This window comes from Ectothiorhodospira shaposhnikovii (genome assembly GCF_016584105.1).
Lineage (GTDB): Bacteria > Pseudomonadota > Gammaproteobacteria > Ectothiorhodospirales > Ectothiorhodospiraceae > Ectothiorhodospira > Ectothiorhodospira shaposhnikovii.
In genome coordinates, this window is record NZ_NRSM01000005.1 from 40,808 (window position 1) to 62,602 (window position 21,795).

Here is a 21,795-nt window from a genome sequence, read left to right on the forward strand (position 1 = left end):
TGACCGGCATGCGCGTACTCTATTCCCTGATCCTCTATCTCATCACGCCGCTGGTGCTGGCGCGGTTGCTCCTGCGCAGCCGCGCCAATCCGGATTATCGTCACCGCTGGGGGGAGCGCCTGGGCTGGGCGCCCCGCCTGCCGGATCGGCCCCGGCTCTGGGTGCACGCGGTCTCGGTGGGGGAGGTGGCGGCCGCCGCAGTGCTGGTGGCGGGGCTGAGGCGGCGGTTCCCCGGGCATGCCATCCTGATCACCACCACCACCCCCACCGGTTCCGCCGAGGTGATCCGTCGTTTCGGGAACTCGGTGGAACACTGTTATCTGCCCTATGACCTGCCCGATGGGGTGGCCCGCTTTCTGGCGCGGGCGCGTCCCGAGCGGCTGCTGGTGATGGAGACCGAGCTGTGGCCCAACCTGTATCGGGCCTGTGCCCGCCGGGGCATCCCGGTGATGGTGGTCAATGCCCGCCTGTCGGCCCGTTCTGCCCGTGGCTATGCCCGCATCCGGCCCCTGGTCCGGCAGACCCTGGCTCAGGTGTCCGGGATCGCGGCCCGGGGGGAGGAGGATGCCCGCCGTTTTCTGGCCCTGGGTGCCCGGCCCGATCAGGTGCGGGTGAGCGGCAACATCAAGTATGACCTGACCCTGTCCGATGACCTGATCCAGGCCGCGGCGACGTTGCGCGCGCAGGTGGGCGAGCGGCCGGTGTGGATTGCCGCCAGTACCCATGCGGGGGAGGACGAACAGGTGCTGGCGGCGCACCGGCACCTGCTGTCCCGGTGGCCCGGGGCCCTGCTGATCCTGGTGCCCCGCCATCCGGAGCGTTTCGATGCCGTGACGGCCCTGTGCCGGGCGCAGGGCTTCACCGTGATGCATCGCAGTGCCGGCCTGCCGCCCAAGGTCGGGGATGCCGTGTGGCTGGGGGATACCATGGGAGAGCTGATGCAGCTCTACGGAGTGGCCTCGGTGGCCTTCGTGGGGGGCAGCCTGGTGCCCACCGGCGGGCACAATCCACTGGAGCCGGCCGCCCATGGGGTGGTGGTGGTGACCGGTCCGCAGGTATTCAATTTCACCGAGGTCTACCAGGCTCTGGAGCGGGCCGGGGGCATGTGCCGGGTGGTGGATGCCGATGGGCTGGCGGAGGCGGTATCGGCCCTGTGGGCGGACCCGTCGGCCCGCCGTGCCATGACAACGGCGGCCCGACGGGTGCTGGATGAAAACCGGGGTGCGGTGGAGCGGGTGCTGGACTGGGTGGAACAGGCCTCTTGAAGGCCGGCTCGGCTTAACGGATCAGGTTCAGGATTTCCTTGAACTTCGGATGGCGTGAGTCCCCCAGCCATTCGAACAGCACCGACTCGAAATTGGTGATGATCACTCCGGACCGGGCCATGCGGGCCAGGGCATTGGCCTTGTTGCGTGGGTCCCGGGAGCAGACGGCATCTTCCACCACGAAGACCTGGAATCCGGTCTCCACCAGCAGCAGGGCGGTCTGCAGCACGCAGACATGGGACTCCATGCCGCATATCACCACCTGGGGTCGCCCGGCACGTTGCAAGGCGCCCATGATGCCCTCGTCGCGGCAACAGGAGAAGGTGGTCTTCTCCAGCACCTGGACCACTTCCGGCAGCATGCCCTGAATCTCACCGGCGGTATGCCCGATACCCTGTGGGTACTGTTCGGTCACCGTGACCGGGATACCCAGCACGCCGGCCCCCTGGGCCAGGCTGCCGGCCCGCCGATAGACCTCAAGGCGGGTGTCGGCGTCCATGGCCACGGCCAGCCTCGCCTGGATGTCCACCACCAGGAGCTGGCTGTGGCCCGCGCTGCAAAGGGGGGAGGGATGGGCAGGTTTCATCACCGGTCCAGCCAGGTGTTGATGGCGAGCAGGTCATCCTCGCTCAGGGTGCCCGCGGCCTGCTTCAGGCGCAGGGTGTCCAGCAGATAGGCATAGCGGGATTCGGCATAATCCCGCTCGGCCCGGAACACCTGACGCAGTTCCAGCAGCACGTCTACGGCGGTACGGGTGCCCACCTCGAACCCGGCTTCGGCGGCCTCGAAGGAGGCGCGGGTGGATTCCAGGGCCTGTTCCAGGGCGTTGACCCTTGAGATGCCGGCGTTCACCGACAGGAAGGCGCTGCGGGCCTGGCGTACGGTCTGGCGTTCGGTCAGCTCCAGTTCCTCCCTGGCGGCATCAAAGCTTTCCCGGGCCTCGCGGGTGAGGGAGGTGGTGCGGCCGCCGGTGTAGATGGGCACCCTCAGCTGGATGCCCACCTGGGCGTCGCGGGTGTCGAGGAAGTTGCTGGCCAGCTGTCCGCCGGGGGCATTGTGAAAATCCCGGTCGGTGTAGCTGGCCGAAAGACCCACGGTGGGGTAATGACCGGCCCGCTGGCGCTTGATTTCCTCGGCGGCCACTTCGGTGCCGAAGCGGCGGGCGATCAGGGCCAGGTTGGCCTCCAGGGCCGTCTGTACCCACTGATCCATGTTGCCCGGCTCCGGCGAGACCAGGGGCATGCGTTCCGACAGCAGGGCCAGCTGATCATGGAACTGTCCGGTGATCACCATCAGTTCCTCGCCGGCCAGGTCCAGGCGGTTGAGGGCGGCGATTTCCTCGGCCACGGCCAGGTCGAACTGGGCCTGTGCTTCCTTGACGTCGGTGATGGCGATCAGGCCCACCTCGAAACGGCGTTCCACCTGCTCAAGCTGGCGGCCGATGGCTTCCTTTTCCGCCCGGGCGAAGGAGAGGTTGTCCTGGGCTGCCAGCACGTCGAAGTAGGCCTCCGCCACCCGCAGGATCAGGCCCTGCCGGGTGGCGTCGCGTACCGCGGTGGCCTGGGCGATGCCCAGGTCGGCCTGCCGCAGGGCCACGTAGTTGCGATGGTCATAGAGGGTCTGGTCCAGGGACAGCTCGAAGCTGCTGGTCTGGTAATCGAAGGAATTGCCGCCCCGGTCGGTATCCGTATAGGCGTAGGCGGCGGTACCTTCGATCTGCGGCAGCAGTACCGACCTGGCCTGGGGACGCTGTTCCAGGGCCGCCCGGTATCTGGCCTCGGCGGCGCGGAGTTCCGCGTCACGCTCCAGGGCTGTACGGTATACCTGTACGAGGTCGGTGGCCTGGAGAGGGGCGGTTGCTACTGTGAGTCCGACGAGGGCGGCGGCCAGCAGGGTCTTGGGAAAACGGCTCATTGGGTGTCTCCGGCCCGCGCGGGCAAGAAGGAAATATTCCATCAGTGAATCCTGATTATCCTACCGGGAACCGGAAAAAAATGCATAGGGGAAACGCTGAATAATCCCCGTTTCATTTCCGCCACTCCCATCGCCCCCGTCACTCCCGCGAAAGCGGGAGCCCAGGCTCAGCGGCGACACTGGATTCCCGCTTTCGCGGGAATGACGTGTTCAGGACATCCCCGGGTGATCCGCCGGGACATCAGTAGCAGGGCAGGGTCGGGTCCACCTGGCGTGACCAGGCGTCGATTCCGCCATCGAGGTTGATGATGCGGGTGAAGCCCTGTCGCTCCAGAATCATGCCCGCCTGCCGGCTGCGGATGCCGTGATGACAGATCATCACCAGTTCCGTGTCCGGCGGGATGTCTTCGACCAGGGTCCCGAGCCGGCCCAGGGGGACCCGTCGCGAGCCCGGGATGTGGGCGATGTCGTATTCCCAGGATTCGCGCACATCGATCAGTTGCGGGGCATTGTCCCCGGCCTGATCCAGGTACGCCTTGAGTTGCGGGGCGGAAAGATGTTGCATGCCTGGCCCGTCGGAAAAGGGGATGTCCATGGGACGACCGGGCGAGATCGCGTCCGCCCGGTCGCCCCGGTCCTGGTCAGAAGACGAAGTGCGGCCTGGGCTCGAAGCCCGTCAGGGGCTTGAGGCTGGTCTCGAACAGGGTGTGGCGGATGAACTCGTTCTCCCCCTGGCGCATGACCAGCATGGCCTCCATCACCGGCGCCTCCCCCACCACGACGAAAAGCCGGCCGCCGGGACTGAGCTGGCGTTCGAAGCAGTCCCGGTACCGGGCCATGGAAGCGGTGACGGCGATGACATTGTAGCGATCCCGTTGCCCGGTCCAGCCTTCGGCGGCATTGCCGGTTTCCAGGTGGGCATTGGTGATGCCGGCCTTGTCCAGATGTTTTTTCGCGGCACGGGTGAAGGTCTTGTGGATGTCGATGCTGTCCACCTGGCCGCCCAGGCGGGCCAGGCAGGCGGTCAGGTAGCCGGAGCCGGTGCCGATCTCCAGGATGACATCCTGGGGCTGGATGTCCAGGGCCTGGAGGAGACGCCCTTCCACGGTGGGGCGCATCATGGACTCCCCCTGTCCCAGGGGAATTTCCAGGTCCGCGTAGGCCAGTTTGGCGTGAGCCCGGGGCACGAACAGTTCCCGGGGGACGTTCTCCATCACATCCAGTACCTTGGGGTCCAGCACGTCCCAGGGACGGACCTGCTGTTCAACCATATTGAAGCGAGCTTGATCCAGGTTCATGGTGGTTATCTGCCGTCTTGTGATTGTTATGGGAGTCCCGGGTTTGCCCGGTCTCGTGCTTTATCCGACTCTGTAGAGTAGCCGCAAAGCTGGCGGCGGGCTGCCGTTGGATCGGCGGGATGAAAAGATTAAGTCTTCGCTAATGCTCCGGCAAGTCCTTGATGATCTTGAGCAACGCACAATGATACCGGTCCTGGCCGGTCCAATGCAGCATCGGGTTTGTGGCATTCTGCAGTGTAATGATCCGTGGCGACACCCCAGGAGGACATCATGTTTGAAGCCGCTGAACTTGGCCGGAGTCTGTCCAGGGAGGCCTACCGTGCTGCGGTGCCTGAGCTGCGCGCGGAGTTGCTGGAGGCCCAGCGTCGGCTCAGGGATACCGACACCGCCGTGATCGTGATCGTGGAAGGGGTGGACGGGGTGGGCCGGGGAGAGGTGGTCAATCGCCTCAACGTCTGGCTGGACACCCGCGGGGTGGAAACCCACGCCTTCTGGGAAGCCACCAGTGATCAGCAGGCGCGGCCCCGATTGTGGCGCTATTGGCAGGCCATGCCGGCGCGGGGGAGCATCGGCATCTTCTTCGGTGCCTGGTATTCGGAACCCATCCGCCGGCATATTCGGGATGAATGGGATGAGGCGCGGTTGCATGAATCCTTGAGCCGCATCCGTGATTTCGAGAACATGCTGGCGGTCGACGGGGCGTTGATCGTCAAATTCTGGTTCCATCTGACCCGTGACGAACAGAAGACCCGCCTGAAACAGCGCCTCAAGGACCCCGCCAGCCGCTGGTATCGCCTGCCCAGGGGCAAGGAGCAGGCGACCCATTATCGTCGGCTGGTGGAGACCGGCGAACGGGTGATCCGCGAAACGGACAGCGGTCTGGCCCCCTGGTATCTCATTGAGGCCACGGATCGGCGCTATCGGGATCTGACGGTGGGGCGCACCCTGCTGGATGCCATCCGCGAGCGACTGGAACTGGCGGCTTCACCGAGCCTGCCTGTCACCGTTTCCCATGCCCCCAGCCTGCCGCCGGAAGACAGTGCCCGCATCACGGTGCTGGACCATCTCGACCTGACCCAGGCGCTGGATAAATCGGTTTACAAGGAGCGGCTGTCCCTGGCCCAGGCCCGGTTGCGGGACCTGGCCTGGCGTGCCAAGGACCGGGGGGTGGCCACGGTGCTGGTGTTCGAGGGCTGGGATGCCGCCGGCAAGGGCGGGGCGATCCGGCGGCTGACCGCCGGCATCGACGCCCGGCTCTACCAGGTGGTGGCGGTGGCGGCCCCCACGGACGAGGAGCGGGCTCATCACTATCTGTGGCGCTTCTGGCGTCATGTGCCGCCCCGTGGGCGCATGACGGTGTTCGACCGTTCCTGGTATGGCCGGGTGCTGGTGGAACGGGTGGAGGGATTTGCCCCCGAGGATTGCTGGCGCCGTGCCTATCATGAAATCAATGATTTCGAGGAGCAGCTGGCCGGGCATGGCATCGTGCTGTTGAAGTTCTGGCTGCACATCAGCGAAAAGGAACAGCTGGCCCGCTTCAAGGAGCGGGAAGACGTGGCCTACAAGCAGCACAAGATCACCGATGAGGACTGGCGCAATCGCCAGCAGTGGGAGGCCTACAAGGCGGCGGTGAATGAAATGGTGATTCGTACCAGCACGGAGTTTGCGCCCTGGACGCTGGTGCCCGCCAATGACAAGCGCTACGGACGGGTGGCCGTGCTGGAGACCGTGTGTCGGCGGCTGGAAGAGGCGTTGCGTCGGCAGGGACCCGTGTAGTCGCTTCCGGGAACGCAAAAGACTCGGCCTTGGTTGCAAACCGCCGTCGCCTGCTATAGCTTGGACGATCACGAGGCTAGGGGTGCCCGCCGACAGGGGTCGGGCTGAGAAACACCCTTGGAACCTGAACCGGATCATACCGGCGGAGGGAAGCTTCGGATGGGCGTCCTCGCCTTCCGTCTCCCCCGCCTTTACGCGAGGTAGACAGCATGAGTGCCATCCCCCAGGACTTTGTCCGCAAGACCGCCCAGGTCTCCGAAGCGATTACCCGTCCCTTCCCCGGCTCCAGCAAGATCCATGTCACCGGTTCCCGCCCCGATATCCGGGTGCCCATGCGGGAGATCGCCCTGGCTCCCACCCGGATGGGGGAGGGGGTCGAGAACAATCCCTCCATCACGGTTTACGATACCTCCGGCCCCTACAGTGACCCCGCGGTGAAGATCGACCTGATGCAGGGCCTGCCCAGTGTGCGCGGGGCCTGGATCGAGGAGCGTGGGGATACCGAGGTATTGTCCGGCCCCAGTTCCCGTTATGGCCAGGCCCGCGCCGAGGATCCCGGGTTGGCCCATTTGCGCTTTGCGCATATCCGCGCCCCCCGACGTGCCCGGCCCGGCCATACCATCACCCAGATGCACTATGCCCGCCGGGGTATCGTCACCCCGGAGATGGAGTTCGTGGCCATTCGGGAAAACTGCCGCCTGCAGGAGATGCGCGAGGATCCCCGTTACGCCGCCCTGCTGCGCCAGCATCCCGGTCAGCCCATGGGGGCGAACATCCCGGATCTCATCACACCGGAATTCGTCCGTGACGAAGTGGCCGCCGGCCGGGCGGTGATTCCCGCCAACATCAACCATCCGGAGCTGGAGCCCATGATCATTGGGCGCAATTTCCGGGTGAAGATCAACACCAACATCGGCAATTCCTCCCTCACCTCCAGTATCGAGGAAGAGGTGGAGAAGCTGGTGTGGTCCTGCCGCTGGGGCGGCGATACCCTGATGGACCTGTCCACCGGCAAGCACATTCACGAGACCCGGGAATGGGTGCTGCGCAACAGCCCGGTGCCCATTGGCACCGTACCCATCTACCAGGCCCTGGAGAAGGTGGATGGCAAGGCGGAGGCACTGACCTGGGAACTGTTCCGGGATACCCTGATCGAGCAGGCGGAGCAGGGGGTGGACTACTTCACCATCCACGCCGGGGTGCTGCTGCGCTACGTTCCCCTGACCGCCGACCGGCTCACCGGCATCGTCTCCCGGGGCGGTTCCATCATGGCCAAGTGGTGTCTGGCCCATCACCAGGAAAACTTCCTCTACACCCATTTCCGCGAGATCTGCGAGATCATGCAGGCCTATGACGTGGCCTTCTCCCTGGGTGACGGTCTGCGTCCCGGCAGTCTGGCGGATGCCAACGACGCCGCCCAGTTCGCCGAACTGGAGACCCTGGGCGAGCTGACCAAGGTGGCCTGGGAGCACGACGTGCAGGTGATGATCGAAGGCCCCGGCCATGTGCCCCTGCACAAGGTGAAGGAGAACGTGGACAAGGAGCTGGTGGACTGCTTCGAGGCCCCCTTCTATACCCTGGGGCCACTGGTGACGGACATTGCCCCCGCCTACGACCACATCACCTCCGGCATCGGGGCGGCCAACATCGGCTGGTATGGCACCGCCATGCTCTGTTATGTGACCCCCAAGGAGCATCTGGGGCTGCCCAACAAGGCGGATGTGCGCGACGGCATCATCACCTATCGTATCGCCGCCCACGCGGCGGACCTGGCCAAGGGGTTCCCCGGTGCCCAGGTGCGTGACAATGCCCTGTCCAAGGCCCGGTTCGAGTTCCGCTGGGAGGATCAGTTCAACCTGTCCCTGGATCCGGAACGGGCGCGGGATTTCCACGACGAGACCCTGCCCAAGGAGGCCCACAAGGTGGCCCATTTCTGTTCCATGTGTGGCCCCCACTTCTGTTCCATGAAGATCACCCAGGATGTGCGTGAATACGCCGCCCGGCAGGGCGTGTCGGCGGAAGAGGGGCTGGACCAGGGGATGCGGGAGAAGGCCCAGGAGTTCGTCAAGGGTGGCGTTCGGGTCTATCGGGAGGTCTGAGTTTCCGGTGTCCGTCTTCTAGCGCGGAGGTGGTCGGTATCGATAGGCCCTGGCCCTGCGCCAGGGCGATGACGGCCTGATGCCGGCCGCCCTCAGCATCTGTTCAAGGTCTGCTCCCAGCCTGCCCAGCTCCTGGCGATAGGCGATGAGCCCGTCCAGCAGATCCGCGGCCAGCGAAGGCCGGGTCTGCAGTGTCAGGTCATCATGGTCAGCCGGATCAATCTGCATCTGTGGTGCGCTCCCGGTGGTGGGTATGATGGTTCCCAAGCCGTCCTGGATGAGCCGCCTGCTGCATCTGCCCTGCCGTCCGGCAAGGATTTCTCATGCCTTTTGTTGGGATGTTCATGTCTTTTGTTTAGTCGAATGACCGCCATCTTGCCAGTTCCGAGGCGGAAGGGGAGGCTCATGAGGCCTTGCCGCTTGATTGGAATCGTGTTTTCCACGATACAATCCCGTAGTCATGGCCCGGTATTGAAGATGATGCAGGCTTGATGATTCCGATCTCATAATCTGAGTTTTCTGCAGACTTATTCTTGAAAATCCTGGTCAAAGGCCCGGGGGGAACAGCAAGTCATGGCGGAAAAGGCGCGGCTGAAGCAGGAAAATCTCTGGCTCAGGGAGCGTCTGGAAACGCTTCTGGAGGCGGCCCGCGATAATGAACGCAAGCTTGACCGGCTGACCGCCCTGGAAATGCGCCTGCTGACCGCCGATGGCCTGGTGGGTATCCTGACCCTTTTACTGGAAGATTTCCCCCGCGAATATGGGCTGGATCATGTGGGCCTGGCGCTCCACGATCCCGATGGACTCATCTCCGGCATCCTCGATATCGCTTCCTGCCCCCGTGAGACCTGGTCGCTGAAGCTGTTATCCGCCGCCGAGGGTCTGGACAGGCTGGAAGAACTCTACCTGGGAGAGTACGCCTCCTGCCCCGAACCCTGGTGTTTCGAGGGCGGCGAAGCGCTTGGCAGTGTTGCGGTGCTGCCGGTTCAGCGGACGGGACGGTATCTCGGGGTGCTGGCTCTGGGCAGTCGTTGCGCCGTGCGTTACCGGGAAGGCATGGATACCTATCTGCTCCGGCGACTGGCGGCAATGGTGGCCATCTGCATAGAGAACGCCCTTGCCGCCTGGCGCCTGCGCGAGCTGGGTGTGACCGATGCCCTCACCGGGGTTCGCAATCGCCGGTTTTTTGACCTGCGTCTTCGCGAGGAGATGATCAGGGTGGTGCGTGAGCGGCAGAGCCTGGCCTGTCTGTTCGTGGATATCGACCATTTCAAGGCCGTGAACGATCGTTACGGTCACGGGGTCGGGGACCAGGTCATCGCGACGGTGGCGGATCGTCTGGGACGGCATCTGCGCGGTTCCGATCTGTTGGCCCGGTATGGCGGCGAGGAATTCGTCATGCTTTTGCCGGGCCTGGATCGCAGGGAGGTGCGTGTCGTTGCCGAGCGGGTCCGGCAGGTGGTATGCGGTGGGGCGGTGGAGGTGGACGGATACGCCCTGCCGGTGACCGTTTCCATCGGTGCCGCCCACTGGCCGGCCCAGAGACTGGCGATGCAGCCGATGGATGCGGCGGCCCGGGATCTGCTTCGGGAGGCTGACGATGCCCTGTTGCTGGCCAAGGAGGGTGGTCGTAACCGGGTGGTGATGGCGGGACTGCCGCCCCCGGACGGCATGTCCCTGGAGTTGTTGCCGCTGGGCCTGTGAAGACCCTATTCCGCCTCCCCGAACTTGTCATTGATCAGGCCTTCCAGGGCCTTGAGGGCAGCTTCGGCATCGTCGCCCTCGGCGATCAGGCGTACCGTGCTGCCCTTGCTGGCTGCCAGCATCATGATGCCCATGATGCTCTTGCCGTTGACCTTCCGGTTGCCTTTTTCCACTTCCAGGCTGGCATCGAAGCCGCTGGCCAGATTGACGAACTTGGCGGCGGCCCGTGCGTGCATGCCCAGACGGTTGGTGATGGTGAGTTCGCGGGTGGGCATTTTAACTGTGGGTCTCGCAAAGGAGGATGCCGTCATGGCCACCGCTGATGGCCTTGTTGACGAGTTCGTGCAGGCGCAGGGAGGGGTAGTTGAGGACACGGACCAGCATGGGCAGATTCACCCCGGCAATGACCTGGACCTTGGGCTGCTGGAGCAGGCGGTTGGCGATGTTGCTGGGGGTGGAGCCGTACATGTCCGTCAGGACCAGCACGCCGTCCCCCTGGTTCAGGCGCTGGTAGAGGTCCAGCGCCCGGTCCAGCAGGAGGTCCGGATCTCCCGCCTGGGACACCGCCAGACAGCGGGTTTCCAGAGGAATGGTGCCCATCATGGATCTTGCCGTGCTCAGCAGGTCCTCGCCAATTTGATTGTGAGTGATCAGGAGGAGTCCGACGGACATGGATGCATACCGTTCTGGTTCAGGTGAGTTCTCGGTGACGGGTGGTCACGCCGTCGCCTCTGAGTTCACGGAAGTGACGGGCCAGTCTTTCCGTCAGGTAAACGGATCTGTGACGCCCGCCGGTACAGCCGATGGATACGGTCAGATAGCTGCGATTGTCGTCTTCAAACCGGGGTATCCAGGTGGTGAGGAAGTCACGCAGCGAGTTGAACATCTCCGCCACCATCGGTTCATTGTCAAGAAATCGGATCACGGCGGGGTCTTTCCCCGTGAAGACCGATAATCCCGGTTGCCAGTGTGGATTTGGCAGACAGCGTACATCGAATACGAAATCCGAGTCTACCGGCGAGCCGAACTTGAAGCCGAACGACTGTATCAGTAGTGAAAGTCCCTTCAGGCTGGCTTGCTGGACCCGTTCCCGGATCGACTGGCTGAGCTGATGTACATTGGTGCGCGTGGTGTCGATGGACAGATCGGCCCGGTCAGCGATGGCCGCCAGCAGGTCACGCTCCAGGTTGATGGCCTCCATCAGCGGGATGCCCTTGCGTGCAAGGGGGTGGCGGCGACGAGTCTCGCTGAAGCGGCGCAGCAGGGTTTCCAGCTCCGCGTACAGGAAGATGATCTGAAGTTCCACGCCCATGGCACGGATTTCGTTGACGATGCGGCCGAACTGGTCCAGGGTTTCGATACCGCTTCGGGCATCGATGCCCACCGCGGCCTCGCTGTAGCCGGTCTGGGTGGACTGGCGCAGCTGGCTGACCACCGCCGGCAACAGTTCCAGATGGATGTTGTCGATGCAGTAGTATCCCGCGTCTTCCAGGGCATGCAGGGCAACGGTCTTGCCCGAGCCGGAGAGTCCGCTGACGATGATGAGTTTCATGGGTCGATCTGCATCTGACGCCGCTGGCGGGCGGAAAGGTCGTCGGCGGCAAAGTAGCCGCGCAGGCGCAGCAGGTGGTTGCGTACCGCTGCCTCCACCATGACCGCGAGGTTGCGGCCGGAGGCCACCGGCAGGGTGATGACCGGAACCTGCAGGCCCAGCACGACCCGCGTGCACCGTCCGCCGTGGAGACGGTCGATGTCGGCTGCCGTCACGTCCACCTGATCCTTGAGATCGATGATCAGGCGCAGGTATTTGCTGGTCTTGATGGCACTGTCACCGTACATGGCCCGAATGTTCAGGACACCCAGTCCCCTGACCTCCAGGAAGTTTTCCAGTACCTGCGGACAGGTTCCCCGCAGGATGTCCGGAGCGATGCGTGCAAATTCCGGAGCATCGTCTGCAATCAGACGGTGTCCCCGGGTGATGAGTTCCAGCGCCAGCTCGCTCTTGCCCACCGCGCTCTCTCCCGTCAGCAGTACTCCGATTCCCAGCACCTCCATGAAAACGCCGTGCAGGGTCACGGTTTCTGCCAGTTTGTCGCTGAAGAAGTAGCGCAGGATATTGATGACTTCGTGACTGTGGAGCGTCGTGGTCAGCAGGGGTACGTCCTGGGCATCCGCGAGGGTGCAGAGTTCGGGCTGTGCCGCCAGGCCATCGGTTACGACGAGCATGGCGGAGTCACCGCTGACAAGTTGTTCCAGGATGTCCCGCTGTGAGTTCTTGCGCAGGTTCCACAGGTAGCGCATCTCGTCCGGCCCCAATACCTGGATCTGGTTGGGGTGGATGATGTTCAGGTGGCCCACCAGTGATGGACTGCCATGGGGGGTGGCTAGGTGCGCGATGTGGCGCGCCCCTCCGCGATGACCGGCCACCCAGCTCAGTGCCAGGCGTTCTTCCATGGCCTCGACGACATGACGGACGCTGAGGGATTCCGTGGTCACGGCTGTTCGGGGGTTTCGGTATCCCAGTGGTGTACCAGCGCCAGCAGGTCTTCCGGTTCCCGGGCGCCGCGCAGGCGGGCCAGCGTCTCCGGGTCGGAGAACATGCGGGCCAGCAGTGCCAGGATCTGCAGATGTTCGTCGGTACATTCTGCCGGGACCACGAGGGCGAAGAGAATGTCCACGGGTTCGCTGTCGGGGGCGTCGTAGTCCACGCCCCTGTCCAGCTTGAGCAGGGCGGCGCAGGCCTGGTCCGCCCCAGCCAGCCGGCCATGGGGAATGGCGACGCCATGCCCCAGACCGGTGCTGCCCAGGCGTTCCCGGGCCAGCAGGCTGTCGAAGATCTCTCCCTGGGTCAGCCTGGGCAGATGGCCCGAGAGCATCTCGCCCAGCATTTCCAGAGCACGTTTCTTGCTGCTGACGTCCGGCAGGCAGTTGACGCGCTCCGGGGCGAGAAGATCACCGATGTTCATGGTTGTCTCACTCGATGTGGTTACGGTGGGAGCCTTCCGCTCGGTGATGGTCCTTGAGCTTTTCCTTGTGCTTGACCACCTGACGGTCCAGTTTGTCCACCAGGGCGTCAATGGCTGCGTACATGTCGGCATGGGTGGCGTCGGCGAAGATGGTGTTGCCGCTGACCAGCATGTTGGCTTCCGCCTTCTGCTGCAGTTTCTCCACGGTCAGGACCACATGCACGTCGATGACGTTGTCGAAGTGGCGCTCCAGGCGCTGGAACTTGTCATTGACATAGTCGCGCAGGGCGTCGGTCAGGTCCACGTGATGACCGGTGAGGTTGATCTGCATGAGGTAACTCCTTGGTTAGGATGTGAATGTGAGGCCTTGGGAAGTCAGACGAGGCGCTTGCGTTCGTTGGATGGCGGGATTGCCATGGCCTCGCGATACTTGGCAACGGTGCGCCTCGCTACCTGGATGCCCCGATCCACCAGGATCTGGGCAATCTTGCTGTCACTCAGTGGTTTGCCCTGGGGTTCTTCGGCGATGAGCTTGCGAATCATGGCGCGTATTGCCGTGGCGGAGCATTCGCCGCCGTCGGCCGTTCCCACATGGCTGGAGAAGAAATATTTGAATTCGAAAATCCCCCGGGGGGTGTGCATGTATTTCTGGGTGGTGACGCGGGAGATGGTGGATTCATGCATCTCCAGTTGTTCGGCGATGTCTCGCAGCACCAGGGGTTTCATGCCCTCGTCACCGAGTTCCAGAAAGGCGCGCTGGTGTTCCACGATGGCGGTGCCCACCCTGAGCAGGGTCTCGTTGCGGCTTTGCAGGCTCTTGATGAACCAGCGGGCCTCCTGCAGGCTGTTGCGCAGGTAAACGTTGTCCTGGCTGGTGTCGGCCCGTCGCACGAAACTGGCATAAAGAGGATTCACCCTGAGCCGGGGAGCCACCTCCGGGTTCAGCTCGACCTGCCAGCATCCCTCGCGCTTGCGCACGAAGACATCGGGAATGATGTATTCCGGTGAACTGGAACTGATCAGGGTGCCTGGGCGGGGATTCAGGGTCTGTATCAGGGTGATCACCGCCTGAAGTTCCCCGTCGGCCAGACCCAGTCGGCGCTGCACACCCTTGAAGTCGCGGGTGCCCAGGGCTTCCAGATGATCGCGCACCAGGGTCCTGGCTTCGGCCAGCCAGGGGGTGTCCGGCGAGAACTGTTCCAGTTGCAGCAGCAGGCATTCCGAGAGGTCGCGGGCACCCACGCCCACGGGATCCAGGTGCTGGACCATGCGCAGCACGGCTTCCACCTCGTCCAGTTCCAGCTCCAGTTCCTGGTCCTGGGCCAGTCCCGCGTGGATCTGCTCGATGGGTTCCCCCAGATAGCCATCATCGTTGATGGCATCGATGATGGTCATGGCGATCACCTGGTCCCTTTCGCTCAGGGGAGACAGGTTGATCTGCCAGAGCAGGTGATCACGCAGGTCCTCACCGGGGGCGCTCTGGTTCTCGAACAGGTCGCGACCGTCGTTGTCCGGCTGGCCGCCGCCGGCAGTCGGCATGTCGTAGAGGTCTTCCCAGTTGCTGTCCACGGGCAGTTCCTCGGGAATGTTCTCCGAGGGTTCGGCCGGACCGTCCATGTCTGCCGTGTCCACCGTGTTCTCGTTGTCCCGGGTAGTGGCGGATTCCTTGTCAACGCTGTTCGGGCCACTGTCCATGCCTTCTTCCCGGCCTTCTTCCCGCGGGGCGGCATCGTCCATTCCCGTGTCCAGGTCGGCGTCGGCCCCTTCCAGGGCTTCCAGCATCGGGTTGGTTTCCAGCGTCTCCTGGATCTGGGCCTGCAGTTCCAATGTGGACAGCTGCAGCAGCCGGATGGCCTGCTGCAGCTGGGGCGTCATTGTCAGGCTCTGGCCGAGGCGGAGCTGGACAGAAGGTTTCAACATAGGATGCGGTTAGCCACCGGGGTCATCTGGCAGGTATTGAAAGTTGCTGGCCATGCCGGGCGGTTGTCCCGGCCATGAACCAAGTATGTCATCCGGATTATACGGCCTGGCACGAAAAATGTGACCCAGTGTCGGGAAATCATGAGATGGCTCAAAACTTTAGATCTACAGCCGGAAATGGTCGCCCAGGTAGACCCGTCTGACCTGGGGGTCGGCCAGTACCACTTCCGGCGGGCCTTCACTGATCAGGTGCCCATCGCTCAGTATGTAGGCGCGGTTGCAGATGCCCAGGGTTTCGCGAACGTTGTGATCGGTGATCAGCACCCCGATATTCCGGGAAACCAGGTGGGTGATGATCCGCTGGATCTCGATCACGGAGATGGGGTCCACCCCGGCAAAGGGTTCATCCAGCAGGATGAAGGCTGGTTCGGTGGCCAGGGCGCGGGCAATCTCCACCCGGCGCCGCTCTCCACCCGACAGGCTGATCCCCAGGCTCTCGCGGATATGGGTGATCTGAAATTCCTCCAGCAGGGATTCCATGTGTTCCCGGCGCTGGTCGCGGCCGAGGTCGCGGCGTGTTTCCAGCACGGCCAGGAGGTTATCTTCCACCGACAGTTTCCGGAAGACCGAGGCCTCCTGGGGTAGATAGCCGATGCCGAGCTGGGCCCGGGCGTGCATGGGAAGCGGCGTGACATCACGGCCATCCAGCTCGATGCGGCCGCCATCGCAGGGGATGAGGCCGACGATCATGTAGAAACAGGTGGTCTTTCCGGCACCGTTGGGCCCCAGCAGACCCACCACTTCTCCGCTGTCCACGTGCAGGGAGACGCCGTCCACCGGTTTGCGGGTGCGGTACTGTTTCACCAGGTCGTGGGTCTGGAGACGGCTCATTCCGCCTCCGTGCCGGATGGCGGGGCATGGTCCCGGGGGGTGAAGATGGCCTCGACCCGACCGGTATCGCCGGTGCGGGCCTCCAGGGTGGCGGTGGCCATGTCGTAGACGATGTGGCTGCCCCGGAACTCATCGCTGCCTTGCCATATCCGGGCGTTACCCCGCAGTTCCATCCTTTGCTCCGAGGGCTGGAATTCCATCACTGCGGCTTCGGCCCGGACTTCACGGCCCTGGGGGTCCTGGGTGAGCAGGGTGGATGGTCTGCCTTCGGCGGTCATGCGCTCAAGTATCCTGCCGGGGGTGTGGACCGTCACGGTATTGCCGGTGATCTCCGTGGCCCCCTGGGTGATGCGGACATTGCCCCGGTAGATGCTGATACCCCTGTTGTCGTCCAGGGTGGCGCTATCCGCCTCGATACGGATGGGCAGCGTCCGTTCGTCCCGGGCCTGGGCCGGGTCGATGGACAGCATCATGATGGCCACCGCCAGGATGCAGAAAGGTTTAATGGGGAACATAGGTCCCCCGTGCATCACGTTTCAGTTCCAGTATCTCGCGATTCATGTCAAGAAACATGCCAATGCCTTCGGCTTCCTGGTGGGATGTCTTCAGGTGGGTGAAGGCATCCGTTTCAGCCTGCCTGGGATCAGGCCAGAGGGTGGTGTCCCGGGTGGTGATGGTCACGGGGGAACGGGTTTCGTCACCCGGGCGGTGGATCAGGACATCTCCCAGCAGCCTGATTTCGGCGCCGGAGGGGGATACCCATCCCTGCTCCGATCTCAGGGTCCATTCGGAGTCGTCGCCTTGATGCGTGGTCAGAACCGGTGCCTCCAGCCAGCGGGAGCCATCGGCCTGGCGCTGTTCCATGCGCAGACCGCTCAGGTGATAGCGGGGTTCTCCGTGTCTGTCCATATGGATGGCCCTGTACTGTTCCAGAAAGAAGTCCGTGCCATCGGCGTCCGCATTTTCCGGCGCGCGGCGGCGTTCATCCGCGTCACGGGCCAGCCAGAAGCCGATGGCGGCGACCAGGCTCAGCAGCAGGATCATGAGCAGGGTGGGGAATTTCATTTCAGATAGGGCGCCATGGCTGCCGCCAGGGTTCCCTGGGACTCCATGATGAATTCGCAGGCTTCCCGGGCCGCTCCCCGGCCGCCCGGTTGTCGGGTGATGTGGTGGGCATGTTCCCGAACCAGGGGGTGGGCGTCGGCCACGGCGATGGACAGGGTCACGCGGCGCATCACCGGCAGGTCCACCACGTCATCCCCCACATAGGCGGTTTCATCCCGTGTGACGCCGGCGGCGGTCAGCAGCCCGTCCAGGGCTTCAAGCTTGTCCCGACGGCCCTGGATCACGAGATCTATCCCGAGTTCCTTCATGCGGTGTTCCACCACCCCCGAACGGCGTCCGGTGAGGATGCCCACCCGCACCCCGCTGTCAGCGAGCATGCGCAGGCCCTGCCCATCCTTGCTGTTGAAGGCCTTGTACTGGCGTCCCTCATCGTCCAGGAACAGGCTGCCGTCGGTGAGTACGCCATCCACATCGAAGATGGCGAGGCGCACCCGTCGGGCGCGTTCAGTGAGCGTTTCGTTCATGGGGCAACGATACCACGCGCCGGGCAGGAACGGTCAGACCACGCCGGCGCGGAGCAGGTCGTGCATGTTGAGGGCGCCCACCAGACGCTGGCCCTCGTCCAGTACCGGCAGGGCGCTGATCTTGTGATCTTCCATGATCTTCAGGGCCTCGGCGGCCAGCATGGTGGCGGCGGCGGTCTTGAACTGACGGGTCATCACTTCACCGATGGTGGTGGCATGCACGTCCACGCCCCGGTCGAGCGTGCGGCGCAGGTCGCCGTCGGTGAAGACACCGATGAGTCGTCGCTGTTCATCCACCACCGTCGTCATGCCCAGGCCCTGGCGGCTGATTTCCAGCAGGGCATCACCCAGGGGGGCATCGGCCCGCACCACGGGGATGCGTTCGCCGGTATGCATGATGTCCGCCACATGCAGGAGCAGCCGGCGACCCAGTCGACCGCCCGGGTGTGACCGGGCAAAGTCGTCGGCGGTAAAGCCGCGGGCTTCCAGCAGGGCCACGGCCAGGGCATCGCCCATGGCCAGGGCGGCCGTGGTGCTGGCCGTGGGGGCCAGGCCCAGGGGGCAGGCCTCCCGGGCCACGCTCACGTCCAGGTTCACGGTGGCCTCCCGCGCCAGGGTCGAACGGGGATTGCCGGTGAGGGCGATCATCGGCACGCCCAGGCGGCGGATCAGGGGCAGGATGGTGAGCAGTTCATCGGTCTCGCCGGAGTTGGACAGGGCGATGACCGTGTCACCCGGTGTGATCATGCCCAGGTCTCCGTGGCTGGCTTCACCCGGATGGACGAAGAAGGAGGGGGTGCCGGTGCTGGCCAGGGTGGCTGCGATCTTGTTGCCGACATGGCCGGACTTGCCCATGCCCGTGACCACCACGCGGCCGGTGCAGGCGAGCAGGTGTTCGCAGGCGCGGATGAACCGGGCGTCAATGCGGGCCATCAGGCCCCGGATGCCCTCGGCCTCCGTGTCCAGTACCGCCAGGGCAAGTTCGCGGGTCTTTTCCGGATTGAGTTTCATGATGCCGTCACGCTACCAATGCTTCAGGTGGGTTGAGCAAGATCATTTTCGGTCTTCATCGCTTACGCCGCCCCCCCGGCAGGACTCAGGCTCAGATACACCCAGGTCATGTAGCCGATGAAGAGCGCCAGCAGCACTCCGCCCTCCACCCGGTTGATGCGCCTTGGACGCCCCCTGAAACTGAAGGCCATGACGATGATCAGCAGGGTCAGACCCAGCATGACCGGAAAATCCCGCCACAGGGCATCGGCCGGTACGCCGGCGGGGCGGATCAGACCCGGGATGGCCAGCACGCCCAGCAGATTGAACAGATTGGAGCCCAGGATGTTGCCCAGCACCAGATCCGGCTCGTTACGACGTGCACTCATCAGGGCCGCCGCCAGTTCCGGCAGGCTGGTGCCGATGGCGACGATGGTCAGTCCGATCACCAGGTCGCTCACGCCCAGGGCGGTGGCGATGTTCACCGCTCCCCAGACCAGGGCGCGGGCGCTGATCAGCAGCAGCACCAGGCCGATCAGCAGCCAGAGAACGGCCCTGCCGGTGGAGACCGCCTGCGGAATCTCCGCCTCGAATTCGCCCTGGATCGGGTCGGGGCCGTTGTTGCGTCCCTTGAGGCCGTCCCGCACCATCCAGGCCATGACCAGGATCAGGCCGCCCAGCAGGATCAGGCCATCCATCCTGCCCAGGGTGCCGTTGAGTACCAGCAGGTAGGCCAGCACGCTGACCCCAAGGACCAGGGGCATTTCCTTGCGCAGGGTGGCGGAGGTGATGGCCAGGGGGGCGATCAGGGCCGTCATGCCCAGGATCAGGCCGATGTTGGCGATGTTGGAACCCACCGCGTTGCCGATGGCCAGGCCGGAGTTGCCCTGCCAGGCGGCAATGCCGGAAACCAGCAGCTCCGGCGCCGAGGTGCCGAAGCCGACGATGGTCAGGCCGATGATCATGGTGGGGATGCCCAGGTTGCGCGCCAGGGCGGCGGCACCGAAGATGAACCGGTCTGCACTCCAGACCAGAATGACGAGACCCAGCAGGACGACGGTGATGGAAGTGAGCATACAGGTGTTTGCGACAGGGCTGAGGGGGACGGGGCGCCATGGCTGAGCGGGCGGATTTCACCCTGGAGTTCGGGGTTTGTGACTGGGAACACCCGGCCTGGGTGGGACAATTCTACCCGGATGATCTGCCGGCGTCCTGGCGTTTGCCCTACTATGCCAATGAATTTCGTGCCGTGCTGGTGCCCAGGGAGCGGCGCCTGGCCGCCGGCGAGGCCGGCATGGGTGTCTGGCGGGATGATGTGTCCCCGGGATTCCGGTTCTATCTGGAACTGTCGCGGGAGGACGATGCGACCGTGCCTGAAAGGGCCTTGGCCGCCCTGGGCGATCATCTGGCCGGCTATGTGATGGCGCATGGCATGGCCCGGCCTCCGTTCGACACGGGCCGGCCCTGGTTTGCACCCCTTGCCGTGCCTGGTCCGGCAAGGCTCTGGACCGGCATCTCTGCCCCGGGCGCCTGCGGTGGCCTGGGCCTGCTGAGGCTGGAAGGCCCGCCGGACCCGCGGGGCCTGCGTGGACAGCTGGAGTGTTTCATCCGCGACAGCCCGAGCGGATCGGGGCTGCTGTTCATGGATGCAGAGCCTGGTACGGTGGATCAGGCCATGACCATCGCGGCGCTTCTGGGGGTGGCTTGACAGGACCCGGGCTGCCCGGGAACATTCAGGTTCCTGCTCACTGACCGCTCCCACCCAAACCCAGGACCCGGACCATCGACGCCTCTCCCGACAAGACTCCCTGGATCGAGATCCGTGATCTGCATTTTGCCCGCGGCGATCGCAAGATCTTCGACGGCCTGAACATCACCATTCCCCAGGGGCAGGTGACGGCCATCATGGGCCCCAGCGGCACCGGCAAGACCACGTTGTTGCGGCTGATCGGTGGTCAGTTGCGTCCCGATCACGGCCAGGTGCTGGTGGAGGGGCAGGACGTGCACCGTCTGCCGCGCCGGGAGCTGTACCGTCTGCGCCGGCGCATGGGCATGCTGTTTCAGAGCGGAGCGTTGCTCACGGATCTGAACGTCTTTGACAACGTGGCCTTTCCCATTCGCGAGAACACCCGTCTGCCGGAGCCGCTGGTACGCAACCTGGTGCTCATGAAGCTGGAGGCGGTGGGCCTGCGCGGCGCGGTGTCCCTCATGCCCAGCGAGCTTTCCGGCGGCATGGCCCGGCGGGTGGCGCTGGCCCGGGCCATTGCCCTGGACCCCCATCTGATGATGTACGACGAGCCTTTTACCGGCCTGGACCCCATCACCATGGGGGTGATCGTGTCCCTGATCCGCCGCCTCAACGACGCCTTGGGCATGACCAGCATCGTGGTGTCCCACGATGTGGCCGAGGCCTGCTCCATCGCCGACTGGGTCTACCTCATTTCCGAGGGCAGGGTGGTGGATGCCGGCCCGCCGGAGCAATTGCGCCGGGAGGCCTCGGACTGGTCCCGTCAGTTTCTGGAAGGCTTGCCGGACGGCCCGGTTCCCTTCCATTATCCGGCGCCGGATTATCTGGATGACCTCATGGGAGGCGATACACGGTGATGGGACCTTTCCAACGGCTGGGGCGCTCGGCACTGGGAGTGCTGGAACGCCTGGGGCGGGGCCACCTGTTCCTGCTGCGCACCCTGCTGGCCATGGGGACGCTGGTGCGGCGCCCGGGGCTGCTGGTGCGGGAACTCTACTCGGTGGGGGTGTTGTCCCTGCTGATCATTGCCGTGTCCGGCCTGTTCGTGGGCATGGTGCTGGGCTATCAGGGTTACATCACGCTGGTGGACTTCGGTGCCGCCGAGGCGCTGGGCACCGTCGTCGCCCTGTCCCTGGTGCGTGAACTGGGGCCGGTGGTGACCGCGCTGCTGTTCGCCGGCCGGGCCGGTTCCGCGCTGACGGCGGAGATCGGCTTGATGAAGGCGACGGAACAGCTCTCCAGCATGGAAATGATGGCAGTGGACCCGTACAAGCGGGTGATTGCACCGCGTTTTCTGGCCGGCGTGATCTCCCTGCCGTTGCTGGCGGCCATCTTCAGTGCCGTCGGCGTGGCCGGGGGCTATTTCATCGGCGTGGGCGTGCTCGGGGTGGATGCTGGCGCCTACTGGTCACAGATGCAGGCCAGCGTGGATTTCCATGAAGACATCATGAACGGCGTGATCAAGAGCATGGTCTTTGGCGTGGTGGCCGCCTGGATCGCCGTATTTGAAGGTTACGACGCCACGCCCACCTCGGAAGGGGTGAGCCGGGCCACCACACGTACCGTGGTGCACACGGCACTGGCCATTCTGGCCCTGGACTTCATTCTGACCGGACTCATGTTCGGTGATATCTGA

At 64.4% G+C, this 21,795-nt stretch carries 25 protein-coding genes and 1 riboswitch; of the genes, 7 read left to right on the forward strand and 18 right to left on the reverse strand.

The features are described from left to right. Positions 1-8 precede the first annotated feature (8 nt). A complete protein-coding gene (gene waaA, locus CKO35_RS04110; protein ID WP_200172937.1) occupies positions 9-1,265 on the forward strand; it encodes a lipid IV(A) 3-deoxy-D-manno-octulosonic acid transferase in 1,257 nt (418 codons plus the stop codon). Between the two features lie 13 nt (positions 1,266-1,278). Here the strand turns inward: waaA and CKO35_RS04115 are convergent, their stop codons facing one another. The 4 genes from CKO35_RS04115 to CKO35_RS04130 all read right to left on the reverse strand — a co-directional run bounded on the left by CKO35_RS04115 (position 1,279) and on the right by CKO35_RS04130 (position 4,477). Then, entirely contained in the window at positions 1,279-1,851 is a 573-nt protein-coding gene (locus tag CKO35_RS04115) for a hydrolase (protein WP_200172939.1), read from the reverse strand. Further along, a complete protein-coding gene (locus CKO35_RS04120; RefSeq protein ID WP_200172941.1) occupies positions 1,851-3,179 on the reverse strand; it encodes a TolC family outer membrane protein in 1,329 nt (442 codons plus the stop codon). The genes CKO35_RS04115 and CKO35_RS04120 overlap by 1 nt, the downstream gene beginning before the upstream one ends. A gap of 241 nt (positions 3,180-3,420) precedes the next feature. Then, positions 3,421-3,744, reverse strand: coding sequence for a rhodanese-like domain-containing protein (locus CKO35_RS04125; RefSeq protein WP_200172942.1), 324 nt, complete (start codon positions 3,742-3,744; stop codon positions 3,421-3,423). Positions 3,745-3,820: 76 nt separating this feature from the next. Continuing rightward, positions 3,821-4,477 (reverse strand): protein-L-isoaspartate O-methyltransferase family protein, encoded by a 657-nt coding sequence (locus CKO35_RS04130; RefSeq protein WP_200172944.1) that lies wholly within the window; start codon positions 4,475-4,477, stop codon positions 3,821-3,823. A gap of 270 nt (positions 4,478-4,747) precedes the next feature. Here CKO35_RS04130 and pap point away from each other — a divergent pair, with 270 nt between their 5' ends. Then, a complete protein-coding gene (gene pap, locus CKO35_RS04135; protein WP_200172946.1) occupies positions 4,748-6,253 on the forward strand; it encodes a polyphosphate:AMP phosphotransferase in 1,506 nt (501 codons plus the stop codon). Positions 6,254-6,321: 68 nt separating this feature from the next. Beyond that, a riboswitch (TPP riboswitch) is annotated at positions 6,322-6,421 on the forward strand. A gap of 41 nt (positions 6,422-6,462) precedes the next feature. Beyond that, positions 6,463-8,352 carry a phosphomethylpyrimidine synthase ThiC gene (gene thiC / locus CKO35_RS04140; RefSeq protein WP_200172948.1) on the forward strand — a complete coding sequence of 630 codons (1,890 nt, stop codon included), beginning with the start codon at positions 6,463-6,465 and terminating at the stop codon, positions 8,350-8,352. An 18-nt stretch (positions 8,353-8,370) separates the two neighbouring features. Here the strand turns inward: thiC and CKO35_RS04145 are convergent, their stop codons facing one another. After that, entirely contained in the window at positions 8,371-8,580 is a 210-nt protein-coding gene (locus CKO35_RS04145; protein ID WP_200172950.1) for a hypothetical protein, read from the reverse strand. 345 nt (positions 8,581-8,925) lie between these two features. On the opposite strand from CKO35_RS04145, the gene CKO35_RS04150 reads away from it, so the two are divergent. Then, positions 8,926-10,056, forward strand: coding sequence for a GGDEF domain-containing protein (locus tag CKO35_RS04150; RefSeq protein WP_200172951.1), 1,131 nt, complete (start codon positions 8,926-8,928; stop codon positions 10,054-10,056). Positions 10,057-10,061: 5 nt separating this feature from the next. Here the strand turns inward: CKO35_RS04150 and CKO35_RS04155 are convergent, their stop codons facing one another. The 13 genes from CKO35_RS04155 to CKO35_RS04215 all read right to left on the reverse strand — a co-directional run bounded on the left by CKO35_RS04155 (position 10,062) and on the right by CKO35_RS04215 (position 19,488). Beyond that, a complete protein-coding gene (locus CKO35_RS04155) occupies positions 10,062-10,331 on the reverse strand; it encodes an HPr family phosphocarrier protein (protein ID WP_200172953.1) in 270 nt (89 codons plus the stop codon). A gap of 1 nt (position 10,332) precedes the next feature. After that, positions 10,333-10,728, reverse strand: a complete 396-nt coding sequence (locus tag CKO35_RS04160) for a PTS sugar transporter subunit IIA (protein WP_200172955.1) — start codon at positions 10,726-10,728, stop codon at positions 10,333-10,335. Positions 10,729-10,747: 19 nt separating this feature from the next. Continuing rightward, positions 10,748-11,608: an RNase adapter RapZ gene (gene rapZ, locus CKO35_RS04165; protein WP_200172957.1), complete on the reverse strand. Its 861-nt coding sequence runs from the start codon at positions 11,606-11,608 to the stop codon at positions 10,748-10,750. Beyond that, entirely contained in the window at positions 11,605-12,552 is a 948-nt protein-coding gene (gene hprK / locus CKO35_RS04170) for an HPr(Ser) kinase/phosphatase (RefSeq protein ID WP_200172959.1), read from the reverse strand. Before hprK ends, rapZ begins: the two co-directional genes overlap by 4 nt. Next, a complete protein-coding gene (locus tag CKO35_RS04175; RefSeq protein WP_200172961.1) occupies positions 12,549-13,022 on the reverse strand; it encodes a PTS sugar transporter subunit IIA in 474 nt (157 codons plus the stop codon). The genes hprK and CKO35_RS04175 overlap by 4 nt, the downstream gene beginning before the upstream one ends. A 7-nt stretch (positions 13,023-13,029) precedes the next feature. Then, positions 13,030-13,353 carry a ribosome hibernation-promoting factor, HPF/YfiA family gene (gene hpf / locus CKO35_RS04180; protein ID WP_200172963.1) on the reverse strand — a complete coding sequence of 108 codons (324 nt, stop codon included), beginning with the start codon at positions 13,351-13,353 and terminating at the stop codon, positions 13,030-13,032. A gap of 44 nt (positions 13,354-13,397) precedes the next feature. Next, positions 13,398-14,942: an RNA polymerase factor sigma-54 gene (locus CKO35_RS04185; RefSeq protein ID WP_242467009.1), complete on the reverse strand. Its 1,545-nt coding sequence runs from the start codon at positions 14,940-14,942 to the stop codon at positions 13,398-13,400. A 165-nt stretch (positions 14,943-15,107) separates the two neighbouring features. After that, positions 15,108-15,833 (reverse strand): LPS export ABC transporter ATP-binding protein, encoded by a 726-nt coding sequence (lptB, locus tag CKO35_RS04190; RefSeq protein WP_200172965.1) that lies wholly within the window; start codon positions 15,831-15,833, stop codon positions 15,108-15,110. After that, entirely contained in the window at positions 15,830-16,348 is a 519-nt protein-coding gene (gene lptA, locus CKO35_RS04195; protein WP_242467010.1) for a lipopolysaccharide transport periplasmic protein LptA, read from the reverse strand. Before lptA ends, lptB begins: the two co-directional genes overlap by 4 nt. Then, the gene (gene lptC / locus CKO35_RS04200; protein ID WP_200172968.1) at positions 16,335-16,898 is read right to left on the reverse strand and encodes an LPS export ABC transporter periplasmic protein LptC; all 564 of its coding nucleotides are present in this window, start codon (positions 16,896-16,898) and stop codon (positions 16,335-16,337) included. Before lptC ends, lptA begins: the two co-directional genes overlap by 14 nt. Beyond that, a complete protein-coding gene (locus CKO35_RS04205; RefSeq protein ID WP_200172970.1) occupies positions 16,895-17,422 on the reverse strand; it encodes a KdsC family phosphatase in 528 nt (175 codons plus the stop codon). Before CKO35_RS04205 ends, lptC begins: the two co-directional genes overlap by 4 nt. Positions 17,423-17,455: 33 nt before the next feature. Further along, complete coding sequence (locus CKO35_RS04210; RefSeq protein WP_200172972.1) at positions 17,456-18,433, reverse strand: KpsF/GutQ family sugar-phosphate isomerase; 978 nt, start codon at positions 18,431-18,433, stop codon at positions 17,456-17,458. 62 nt (positions 18,434-18,495) lie between these two features. Continuing rightward, on the reverse strand, positions 18,496-19,488 hold the full coding sequence (locus CKO35_RS04215) for a calcium/sodium antiporter (protein ID WP_200172974.1): 993 nt from the start codon (positions 19,486-19,488) through the stop codon (positions 18,496-18,498). Positions 19,489-19,526: 38 nt separating this feature from the next. On the opposite strand from CKO35_RS04215, the gene CKO35_RS04220 reads away from it, so the two are divergent. From CKO35_RS04220 to mlaE, 3 genes are all read left to right on the forward strand, one after another. After that, entirely contained in the window at positions 19,527-20,120 is a 594-nt protein-coding gene (locus tag CKO35_RS04220) for a DUF72 domain-containing protein (RefSeq protein WP_200172976.1), read from the forward strand. A 104-nt stretch (positions 20,121-20,224) separates the two neighbouring features. Continuing rightward, on the forward strand, positions 20,225-21,016 hold the full coding sequence (locus CKO35_RS04225; protein ID WP_200173127.1) for an ATP-binding cassette domain-containing protein: 792 nt from the start codon (positions 20,225-20,227) through the stop codon (positions 21,014-21,016). Beyond that, positions 21,016-21,795 carry a lipid asymmetry maintenance ABC transporter permease subunit MlaE gene (gene mlaE, locus CKO35_RS04230; RefSeq protein WP_200172978.1) on the forward strand — a complete coding sequence of 260 codons (780 nt, stop codon included), beginning with the start codon at positions 21,016-21,018 and terminating at the stop codon, positions 21,793-21,795. The genes CKO35_RS04225 and mlaE overlap by 1 nt, the downstream gene beginning before the upstream one ends.